Here is a 9,630-nt window from a genome sequence, read left to right on the forward strand (position 1 = left end):
TTATGAACTATAAAAGTTAAACGGGACAGGGAAACCCACCCGTTTAACTTATTTAACAAAAATATTCCGCCATAAAACTTGTGCAAGTCTTAGAATTCTGTGGTGAATATCGGTTATTCTTCCGCCTGGTATTCCAGTATGTCGCCGGGCTGGCAATTCAGTTCCTTGCAGATGGCTTCCAGCGTGGAGAAGCGCACCGCTTTGGCTTTTCCTGTCTTCAGGATAGAAAGGTTTGCCGGTGTCAGGTCAATCCGTTCGGCAAGCTCTCCCAGCGAAATCTTCCGTTTCGCCATCATCACATCAAGATTTACTATTATCGGCATAGGCATTATTGTTTATTTTCCAGTTTCTTCCACCATTTGGTATAACGGCGGGTCAGTTTGTAATAGATAGCAACCACAAGATAAACCCAAGCCACATTCATGAGCGGAAGCCAAGTCTGCTTGGGCACCAATGGGACTATCGCTAAAAAATAGATGAGTTCGCCTACAATCATCGAGGCGATAAGGCACAGGAAGATGTAAAATCCTGCCATTACTCGGGTATAGTTGCTTTTCGGTTTCATAGGCATAATGGGTTTAAATGGTGAGGTCCTGTTCCTCTTGCATGCGGATGCCTATCTTGAACATCAGCGAGACAAGGACGATGAACAATCCGATGATGATGAGCAACAGGCTGGTATCGGTCGGCATCTCAAGGGGAGAACAGTTGATAATAGCATTGATAAGCGCGCCGGAAATAACGGTTGAGCCGCCAATGGCAAGCAGGATGCGCTGGTTGGCGGAAGTAAAGACCGATCCGTTCCGTACGTTGCGTACTAGAAAGTAGGGCAGGACGGCGATGAAGAACATCGCGTATGCCTTTATGCCTTGCACCAAGGCAAACCAGATGAATGTGTCACTTGCGTCTTTGCCCAACTCGTAGCAGATTGGGAAAATGTTCGATACGCCAAAGCATGTTGCGCTAAAGACAGAAAGCACCATCAGCGCTTCGCAATATTGCACCAATTGTTTATCGGGTTTTGTTTTCATAAGCGGTCCGTTTTTTAGATGGTTAAATCATTCTCTTCTTTCAGCCTTAACCCGATTGCAAAAATCTCGGCGAACAGCAGGGAGGTGAAGCCGATGAGCAATGTCGGGTCTGAAAACTGGAAAGCAATGGAAAAGTCACAATCCTTCAAACTTATCACTTGAGAGACTAAATGATTGTTGATGGCGAACGTCACCAACGAGCAACAGAAGCAGAGGATAAGCGAAAAGCCCAACCGGCGCAGGCGTTTCACGTTCGCCCAATCAAAAATGATGTTGCGGTGGATGTTCCGAATCATTTTGACGAATTGGACTATGGCATAAATGCAACATATTATCACCATCCAGTCCAGCAATGAAAGGAATATGGAATCGGTAGCATCCGCTTTTTCGTTCGGAATTCCTATCATACTGATAAAAGGAAGAATAGACACGGTGGAACCGTCTTTCTCATTGATAGCCGTAGCGGTTTCGTTGGTGATGACATCGGTCGGCATCGTGCCAATCATCTTGTAAGTCACGTCAAGCTTTTCCACTCCCGCCGCTCCTTGTTCGTAAGCGTCAATCCCTGCCTTGAAACCGTAATAGAATGTGCTGAACAAGAAGGACATGGAGACAAGAACGGCGAGCACAATTCCCAAGCAGATGAGGTTTAGTCTTTTTTTCATAAGGCGTAATAATTTGCAATGTGTAATTTAGATGGTTAAATCCTGTTCTTCCTTAATCTTTACCGCTACGGCATAGACCTCTGCCAGTAAGACGATGACAAAGAAGGAACTGAAATCGTAAACGGTATGTTCGATGCCGATGACCTGATAGCCCGGAATGCGGAGCTGGCTTACCGCATCGCGCTCCAATAACCATTCGAAGAGCATCAATCCCAGGTAAATTCCGGCATTGACGTAGGCGAACCAACGTATCCAGTATACGTTGCGACGGGAAAAAATATCACGTTTCGCCACACGTATCAACAAGCGGATCAGGCAATAAATGGAATAGATGCCGATAAGGGCAACAAAGAAAGAGCCGAAGGTAAGAGCTATCGCAATGAACCAGCTGGGGCGCACCTCGCATTTTACTTCGGCAATACTATAGGGCACGGTCTTTGTCCCATCCGCAAGTTGCAAGGTGGCTTCCCCCTCCATTCCTTCGGGAATGACTTTGGCTTTTACGGGAAGAAGGAAAGAATGGACATAACTTGCACCGCTTTCCGCTTGTTGTGCTCCGGTTTCACGTCCGGCATTAAAGCTTTCTATTGCATCTCCGCCAGACATCTGTAAAACGAACTCCGTGCAAAGGGCGATAATGGTGATGATTCCTAAAAGGCTGATGTATTTCATAAGATATACTATTTAATGCTGTTCAAATTCCCGTTATAGACTATTTACATGCCTCCGCAAACGAATATATCTGTGTTTGCCATTGAATATATCTTCTATGGGAGTTTCAGTAGTACTGAAACTGGCGATGAAGTATATATTACTTTTCAAGGCAAGCAAACAGGCCGAACGGAAGTGTTTATTTATATGGTTAAATCGTTCTCTTCTTTGATGCGTACCGCTTGGGCGAAAATCTCGGTCAAGAGGGCAATCACCAACATGAAAGTCCACGAATATTTCAAATGGAACTCATCGAACACATACCCGGAAGATACCAGCTCGCTGGTGGCAATCCGATAAAGGATATAGTTCTGAAGTTCGTACAAGGCAGAGAATGCCATTATCGGATAAATGAAGAAACGCAGGCGGCGTATGTTCTTCCGAATCAATATTTCTCCCCGGCTTACCGATACCAACAAGCGTATCAGACAATAAACTCCATAAAAGACGAGCAATATAACAGGTAGAATCACAAAGCCCATGGCATGCACCCATGAATTATGCTTCACGTAAGTGTTCACCCCATTCACTTCGCAGGGTACATTTGCTTGCATAGCCCGGTTGAACAGGCTATCAGGAATCCCGTCTTTATATCCTTCTACCGATAAAGACACCGAATTAAAGTCGGCAGGCAGAACCAGTTGGGAATCGGTTTCGGCATCATTCCACCCGTCTATAAATCCGGGAATGGCATCTTTAAGAGCACCTCCTATCAGCGCCAATATCACGATAATTCCTAAAATGCGTACGGTTTTCATAAGCGTGATGAATTAGGCTTGTTCTTTACTTTCTGATGCAATCACTTCTTCTGCCGGAGCGGGTGTTTCTTTCCATGCTATCTGATTCGGAATCAGGCGGGTCTTGATGTACCAGATGCTCCATACGGTCAATGCTACACCCACGAGGGCAAGGCAAATGGCACCGGTCGTGCCCAAGGCTTCGGTCATGGTTTCGTCTTTCCCTCCCGAAAGGTGGAAGAGCAATACTGAGGTGCCGTTATTGATAAAGTGCATCAACATGCAGGGCAACAGGCTTCCGGTGTGGTAATATACCCAGCCCAGTACCAATCCCAGAATGGAAGCGAAAAACATTTGCACGGGATTGCCATGTACGATACCGAAGATAAGGGCAGACACCAGAATCGCCCAGGCGGGATTCTTCCATTTGCGTAACAAGTGGCCTTGCATTCCTCCGCGGAACAAAAGTTCTTCCACAATGGGAGCCATTACGACGATGGAGATAACGCCCAACGGGTTGTACATTGCCTTGGTGAAAATCTCTTCCATTGTATCGGGCAATCCGGTGAGTTCGGTCAGGTAGTTCGTCCAGCATCCCATCCCCACGATGAGGATAATAGAAGCAAGCATCACCTTGCCGGCATTGGGGAAGCTTAGGGATAACTGGTCACGCTTTACATATTTCCAGACCAGCAGGTGAACACCTACCGCCAAAGTGGAGAGCACTTGCGCCCACATGGTGAGCTGGAAAACCGTAGCATCGGATTGGGGAAACTCCAACGTGTGGTTGGCTATCATATAGCCTCCGGAAAAGATGCCGGTGAATGCGAACGTATAAAGCAGGTAATAGATGAAAAGTTTAATAACGCGTCCCATAATTGTATCTCCTTATATGATAATAGGTGAATGAATCAAGTGGATTATCTCTGAATGTCGGTCAATAACATACCGTTTTCGGTTTGCTGGTAATAGATGCTGGTCTGGATGTTTTGCGTAAACGCGCCCGAAGCCTTGTCGTATTCAGCATAGTCAATCAGGTAGATACCGTCGCCAGGAAGGTAATTCAGCTGGTAAGCGGGTTGCCACGAACGGTTATCGGCATTCCAGCGATAGGCTTTCTTTTCCGTCAGGTTCCCGTTGGCATCGTATTGGTATTCGTATTTCAGCTTCGGCGTAATCGAGATGCCATCGGCATTCAGCGTAGAAACGGTCATTGTGTTTCCGTCTTGTCCGTAAACAAAAGTGTTCTGTGCACTGGCTTCGGTAGCGGTTGTGAAACTCATCATAGCGGTTGCGAAGATAGCGGCGATAGCTTTGGTAACAAATGTCTTTTTCATAATCGTATGTCTTTAATGTTTTTATTAATCTTGTTTTGTTCTCTATTCGATAATTATTTATCGTTTATCGATATGCAAATGTACGCATTATTTTTATACTACCAAAGATTTTCGAGAAAAATTTATCGAAAAACGATAATTTTTTAATGAAATGCGGTTATAACGCCTTCTGTAGGGGATAACAAGGCTTGTTTTTTATTCCGAAAGGCATAAGTGGAACAGGGCTTTCGGTTGTTCTTTATATATAGCGGTATAGCCAAACGTTAAAAACGCGGCTGCCCGTGTAGGCTGACGTAAGCGGTTACGTTGGTCTACACGGGCGGTTGCGGAAGGCAATGCGGGCGGTCACGCAAGGAGATAAATCAATAGGTATCTTGCGGGCTTCCGCATGGGCTGTGCCATATTATATAATAAGGAGTAATCTTTACCTAAAAAACATACCATTCTATGAAACGACTAAGCATGATCTGCCTGTTCCTGCTTGTCTGGGCAGGAACAATGTTTGCACAGACACTGAAATCGCCGGACGGAAACCTGACCCTGCAGTTCCGCCTTTCGGCTGAAGGCACACCGGTCTATTCCTTGCAATACAAAGGAAAAGATGTCATCAAGGAGAGCAAGTTGGGATTCAGCGTGCGTCCCGATTATCAATTCGACCGCAACTTTACGGTGACCGATACACAAACTTCGGAAAGCAACACTACCTGGAAGCCCGTATGGGGACAATACAGTGAAATCCGCGACCACCATAACGAATTGTTCATCGCCATGAAGCAAAACGGAACGGGTTGGCTGCTGAACCTCCGTTTCCGTCTGTTCAATGACGGGCTGGGATTCCGCTATGAGTTCCCGGTGCAGAAAGAACTGCGCCATTTTACGGTGAACGAAGAAGAGACCGAATTCCGCCTGACCGGCGACCATAAGGCGTTCTGGCTTCCGGGCGACTATGATACGAACGAATATCCCACTACGACTTCGAAACTCTCGGAAGTGGCAAGCCTGATTGACAGCGTGCGCCAGGAGCCGCTCGCCATCCGTTCGGCTACCCCGAACCTTGCCGTACAATCGCCGTTGATGCTGAAATCGGCTGAAGGGTTATACATCAACATCCACGAAGCCGCACTGGTGAACTATCCTGCCATGCAGCTGAATCTGGACGACAAAGGCTTCGTACTCAGCACGCATCTTACGCCCGACCGCAATGGCACGAAAGCCTACGTGCAGACCGGAAGCGTTACGCCGTGGCGTACCATCGTAGTAAGCGACGATGCCCGTGACATCTTGGCTTCCAGCCTCATCTTGAACCTGAACGAACCTTGCAAGCTGGCGGATACCTCGTGGATTCATCCTACGAAGTATGTCGGCGTATGGTGGGAATACTTCACGGGGCAAGGCTCCACGTGGGCATACACCGATACGCAGGACATCGTTATCGGCAAGACCGATTATACGAAGCTGAAACCGAACGGACACCACGGAGCCAACACGGCACACGTAAAAGAATACATCGACTTCGCCTCGAGGCACGGGTTTGACGCCGTATTGGTGGAAGGCTGGAACGAAGGCTGGGAAGACAATTATGCCTACAGCAAGGAATTCATCTACGACTTCGACAAGCCTTACCCCGACTTTGATGTGGCAGAACTGCAACGCTATGCCAAAGAGAAGGGCGTGAAAATCATCATGCACCACGAAACCACCTCATCGGTAGCCGACTACGAACGCCAGATGCACGATGCCTTCCGCTTTATGAAGAAATACGGATACGATGCCGTGAAGACGGGCTACGTAGGAGGAATCATCCCGCGCAGCGAGCACCACGACGGACAATGGATGGTGAACCACTACAACCGCGTGGCGGAAACGGCTGCACAATATAAGATTATGGTCAACTCGCACGAAGCCGTCCGCCCCACCGGTATGTGCCGCACCTATCCTAACTGGATTGCGCAAGAATCGGCACGCGGCACCGAGTTCGAATCCTTCAAAGGAAACCGTCCCGACCATACCACTATCCTGCCCTTTACCCGCCTGATGGGAGATCCGATGGACTATACGTCGGGCATCTTCGAATGCGACCTTTCGCAATACGGCTCGAACCAAGCGAAACTGAGCACCACGTTAGTGAAGCAGCTTGCCCTCTACGTCACGATGTACAGCCCGTTCCAAATGGCTGCCGACCTCTATCAAAGCTACGAGAAGCACCTCGACGCTTTCCAGTTCATCAAAGACGTGGCGGTAGACTGGGATAATACTTACATCTTAGAAGCCGAACCGGGCGACTACATCACCATAGCCCGCAAGGCAAAAGGCAAGAACGAGTGGTACATCGGCGGCATCACCGACGAAAACGCGCGCGAAGCCGTCATCGACCTCAGCTTCCTGCCCGAAGGCAAGAAATACGAAGCGACTATCTATGCCGACGGCAAGAAAGCGGACTGGCGAACCAACCCGCAAGACTACGTCATCTCCACCAAGAAAGTCTCAAGCAAAACCGTGCTGAAGCAACGCCTTGCACCCAGCGGCGGCGTAGCTATCAGCATTAAGGAGCTGTAATTAAAAATAGAACACGGAAACACCGAGTTGCATATAGCGGTATCTTTCGGGGTACCGCTATTTTTATAGCATAATTATAAATATCAAAATATTGTTTTGAAAATCAGAACTCTTTTCCTATCTTTGTGCTGTGATAATCAAACGGCCCAATGAGAATATTTACAGAACAGGCGATAAAAGAGTATTCGGAGACTCATCCCGATGCGAAAGTGGCTTTGCAAGAATGGGCCACTATAGTCAAGAAGAGCCAATGGACGTGTTTTGCCGATGTAAAGAAATCGTTTAACAGTGTGGATAACGTAGGCAACCAGCATTACGTATTCAATATCAAAGGTAATAATTACAGGCTGATTGTAGTAATAAAATTCACGATAAAGTTTGTTTATATCCGTTTCATTGGGACTCATTCGGAATATGACAAAATAGCTGATTGCTCTAAAATTTAAACTTATGACAAAGATAGAAACAAAAGCTCAATACGATTGGGCTGTAAAAAGAGTCGAGGAACTTCTTCCGTTGGTTACGGACGAGACGCCTCTTGATGACCCTAGCAGCATCGAATTGGAATTGCTGTCCAACCTTGTTGCTGACTATTCGGAAGAGCATTTCGCATTGGGAGAACCTACGCTTGTCGACATCCTCAAACTCCGTATGTACGAAATGGGGTTGAACCAGAAGTCTTTGGCTAAACTGATTGGCGTCAGCCCTTCACGTCTAAGCGATTACATCTCCGGGAAATGCGAACCTACACTGAAAGTAGCCCGTGAGATAAGCCGGAAATTAAGCATTGATGCAAACATCGTATTAGGTGTGTAACGCAAGAGATGCCCCGGCACGGACAGGCGATCCGTTCATAATGTTAAAATAGGAAGTTAAAAAGGCGGGAGATGTAACAGACTATCACGAAAAAGCCTATCTTTGAGAATGTTTAATATAAAAACCAATAATCATGAAAAGAATTTATTGTTTAATCGGATTGTTGGTACTGATTCCGATGGAATTGATATCGTGTTCAGAAAACGAAGTATTGACAGAAGTCAATGCTCAGAGTGAACCTGCTCTTCAAGTGAATACCGAAGAGAAAGCGTTGGAAACCCATGCGAAGCTGATAGCAGGGTTCAAGCAGGCCGCCGCCCGTAGTGCAACCTCTATCTATCCCGATTACTATGGCGGATGTTTCATTAACGACCAAAAACAATTGGTTGTGTTGGCTACGAACGAAAGCGGGCAAGCGCAGATAAAATCGATGACGGAAAATGCCGGCAACCTTGTTTTCAAGCCTTGCAAATTTTCTTATAATTATCTGAATCAGGTAATGGATGAACTGACCGACCACATGATAAAGAATAAAGATTACAAGGCAAGCAATTTCATCTATTGCTATGTGCTTGATTCGGCAAACGTTGTAGTAGTAGTAGGATTGCTGGAATATTCTCCTGCAAAAATTGAGGAGTTCAAGAGAAATGTCTCCGATTCCCCTGCCATCTGGTTTAAACCAGTACATGGCGAACAGCCCATTAGTATATTAAAAGAGAACGTTGAAGCAGATAGAGCTGATATCCAATTGCACCTTGGCATCCGAAATTATACCATGTACGACATGAATTTGTGCATTTCATTGAACATTTCGCACTGTTTCTGTAGAGACGATGTGCACATCGTCTCTACTACATGACATATACAAAATGCACAAATTAATGCAGCCCGAAGTATAAGAAAAAATTCCATTATGAAAGATATTAAGTTTTTAGATATTAAGTTTTTAGAAGCTGTTTTGATTTCATTCGATAAATTTGTTAAGCATGATTTGGATGAATGCAATCTGTACCATGGCTTCCGCAGTTTCAGCAAGGAACTCGTAATCAATAGTCAGCCTTCTGAAGTTTTCCAGCCATGAGAAAGAGCGTTCTACAATCCATCGTTTGGGCAGCACCTGAAATTTGGATGGGCATTCATCCGCTCTGAGTACGACCTCCAATATCCATCCGAATTTCTTCTTGACCCAATCGACCAAACCTCCCCTGTAGCCTCCATCTGCCAGGATTTTAACCAAACGCGGAAATTTATAAGCGAGTTTTTCTATGGCTTGTGGGGCACCCTTGCTGTCATGCAGGTTGGCTTCATGGATTGCGACGGCTAACGGAAGCCCAAGCGTATCGACAATGATGTGCTCTTTCCGCCCCTTGATTTTCTTGTTCCCGTCTATACCGCGGTCAGAATCAACATGATGGGAAGTCTTCACACTTCTGGAATCCATGATGCCAAGGCTGGGGCTTTCCTGATGCCCTGCCTGTTTACGGATGAAAGCGTGCAAGGTATCCATCACCTCTTCAAACACGCCTTCAAGCTTCCATTTACGGAAATAGCAATAGACGGTTTGCCAAGGGGCGAAGTCAGAGGGAAGCATACGCCACTGGCAGCCGGTCTTGTTGATATAAAGGATTGCATTCATTATCTCTTTAAGCGAATGTTTTCGGTCCCTCACTTGCGGCTCTAAAATATTTTTTATAACTTGCCACTGTTTTTCAGTCAGGTCGGTTGGATACTGTGTCATAACTTTATTGTTTGGTACCTTTAAAGATATAACATTTTT

At 46.2% G+C, this 9,630-nt stretch carries 13 protein-coding genes; 4 read left to right on the forward strand and 9 right to left on the reverse strand.

Translation table 11 applies throughout. The features are described 5' to 3' along the window. Positions 1-113: 113 nt before the first annotated feature. From B5F71_RS17485 to B5F71_RS17520, 8 genes are all read right to left on the reverse strand, one after another. A complete protein-coding gene (locus B5F71_RS17485; protein WP_013618101.1) occupies positions 114-323 on the reverse strand; it encodes a helix-turn-helix transcriptional regulator in 210 nt (69 codons plus the stop codon). Between the two features lie 5 nt (positions 324-328). Continuing rightward, on the reverse strand, positions 329-565 hold the full coding sequence (locus B5F71_RS17490; protein WP_013618102.1) for a hypothetical protein: 237 nt from the start codon (positions 563-565) through the stop codon (positions 329-331). Between the two features lie 13 nt (positions 566-578). Further along, entirely contained in the window at positions 579-1,031 is a 453-nt protein-coding gene (locus tag B5F71_RS17495; protein WP_087212878.1) for a DUF2975 domain-containing protein, read from the reverse strand. Between the two features lie 14 nt (positions 1,032-1,045). Beyond that, the gene (locus tag B5F71_RS17500; RefSeq protein WP_087212880.1) at positions 1,046-1,696 is read right to left on the reverse strand and encodes a DUF2975 domain-containing protein; all 651 of its coding nucleotides are present in this window, start codon (positions 1,694-1,696) and stop codon (positions 1,046-1,048) included. Positions 1,697-1,723: 27 nt separating this feature from the next. Further along, positions 1,724-2,368, reverse strand: coding sequence for a DUF2975 domain-containing protein (locus tag B5F71_RS17505; protein WP_087212884.1), 645 nt, complete (start codon positions 2,366-2,368; stop codon positions 1,724-1,726). Positions 2,369-2,550: 182 nt separating this feature from the next. Continuing rightward, on the reverse strand, positions 2,551-3,165 hold the full coding sequence (locus tag B5F71_RS17510) for a DUF2975 domain-containing protein (RefSeq protein WP_087212888.1): 615 nt from the start codon (positions 3,163-3,165) through the stop codon (positions 2,551-2,553). 12 nt (positions 3,166-3,177) lie between these two features. Then, positions 3,178-4,020, reverse strand: coding sequence for a type II CAAX endopeptidase family protein (locus B5F71_RS17515; protein WP_087212892.1), 843 nt, complete (start codon positions 4,018-4,020; stop codon positions 3,178-3,180). A 44-nt stretch (positions 4,021-4,064) separates the two neighbouring features. Next, positions 4,065-4,481: a DUF3836 domain-containing protein gene (locus B5F71_RS17520; protein ID WP_087212896.1), complete on the reverse strand. Its 417-nt coding sequence runs from the start codon at positions 4,479-4,481 to the stop codon at positions 4,065-4,067. Between the two features lie 447 nt (positions 4,482-4,928). On the opposite strand from B5F71_RS17520, the gene B5F71_RS17525 reads away from it, so the two are divergent. From B5F71_RS17525 to B5F71_RS17540, 4 genes are all read left to right on the forward strand, one after another. Continuing rightward, complete coding sequence (locus tag B5F71_RS17525) at positions 4,929-7,037, forward strand: glycoside hydrolase family 97 protein (protein ID WP_087212899.1); 2,109 nt, start codon at positions 4,929-4,931, stop codon at positions 7,035-7,037. Positions 7,038-7,186: 149 nt separating this feature from the next. Beyond that, the gene (locus B5F71_RS17530; RefSeq protein ID WP_022040155.1) at positions 7,187-7,483 is read left to right on the forward strand and encodes a type II toxin-antitoxin system HigB family toxin; all 297 of its coding nucleotides are present in this window, start codon (positions 7,187-7,189) and stop codon (positions 7,481-7,483) included. 4 nt (positions 7,484-7,487) lie between these two features. After that, positions 7,488-7,853, forward strand: a complete 366-nt coding sequence (locus tag B5F71_RS17535; RefSeq protein WP_022040156.1) for a helix-turn-helix domain-containing protein — start codon at positions 7,488-7,490, stop codon at positions 7,851-7,853. Positions 7,854-7,986: 133 nt separating this feature from the next. Beyond that, complete coding sequence (locus tag B5F71_RS17540; RefSeq protein WP_087212902.1) at positions 7,987-8,712, forward strand: hypothetical protein; 726 nt, start codon at positions 7,987-7,989, stop codon at positions 8,710-8,712. Positions 8,713-8,817: 105 nt separating this feature from the next. Here B5F71_RS17540 and B5F71_RS17545 read toward each other — a convergent pair whose 3' ends face one another. Further along, positions 8,818-9,591 carry an IS5 family transposase gene (locus tag B5F71_RS17545; protein ID WP_087212905.1) on the reverse strand — a complete coding sequence of 258 codons (774 nt, stop codon included), beginning with the start codon at positions 9,589-9,591 and terminating at the stop codon, positions 8,818-8,820. Positions 9,592-9,630: the final 39 nt, after the last annotated feature.

Origin of the sequence: Bacteroides sp. An269, assembly GCF_002159755.1 — a bacterium.
GTDB lineage: Bacteria > Bacteroidota > Bacteroidia > Bacteroidales > Bacteroidaceae > Phocaeicola > Phocaeicola intestinalis.

Excerpts from the sequence above, each read along its gene's own strand:
- B5F71_RS17485 (WP_013618101.1), bottom strand. The coding sequence starts at position 323 with ATGCCGATAATAGTAAATCTTGATGTGATGATGGCGAAACGGAAGATT.
- B5F71_RS17490 (WP_013618102.1), bottom strand. The coding sequence starts at position 565 with ATGAAACCGAAAAGCAACTATACCCGAGTAATGGCAGGATTTTACATC.
- B5F71_RS17495 (WP_087212878.1), bottom strand. The coding sequence starts at position 1,031 with ATGAAAACAAAACCCGATAAACAATTGGTGCAATATTGCGAAGCGCTG.
- B5F71_RS17500 (WP_087212880.1), bottom strand. The coding sequence starts at position 1,696 with ATGAAAAAAAGACTAAACCTCATCTGCTTGGGAATTGTGCTCGCCGTT.
- B5F71_RS17505 (WP_087212884.1), bottom strand. The coding sequence starts at position 2,368 with ATGAAATACATCAGCCTTTTAGGAATCATCACCATTATCGCCCTTTGC.
- B5F71_RS17510 (WP_087212888.1), bottom strand. The coding sequence starts at position 3,165 with ATGAAAACCGTACGCATTTTAGGAATTATCGTGATATTGGCGCTGATA.
- B5F71_RS17515 (WP_087212892.1), bottom strand. The coding sequence starts at position 4,020 with ATGGGACGCGTTATTAAACTTTTCATCTATTACCTGCTTTATACGTTC.
- B5F71_RS17520 (WP_087212896.1), bottom strand. The coding sequence starts at position 4,481 with ATGAAAAAGACATTTGTTACCAAAGCTATCGCCGCTATCTTCGCAACC.
- B5F71_RS17525 (WP_087212899.1), top strand. The coding sequence starts at position 4,929 with ATGAAACGACTAAGCATGATCTGCCTGTTCCTGCTTGTCTGGGCAGGA.
- B5F71_RS17530 (WP_022040155.1), top strand. The coding sequence starts at position 7,187 with ATGAGAATATTTACAGAACAGGCGATAAAAGAGTATTCGGAGACTCAT.
- B5F71_RS17535 (WP_022040156.1), top strand. The coding sequence starts at position 7,488 with ATGACAAAGATAGAAACAAAAGCTCAATACGATTGGGCTGTAAAAAGA.
- B5F71_RS17540 (WP_087212902.1), top strand. The coding sequence starts at position 7,987 with ATGAAAAGAATTTATTGTTTAATCGGATTGTTGGTACTGATTCCGATG.
- B5F71_RS17545 (WP_087212905.1), bottom strand. The coding sequence starts at position 9,591 with ATGACACAGTATCCAACCGACCTGACTGAAAAACAGTGGCAAGTTATA.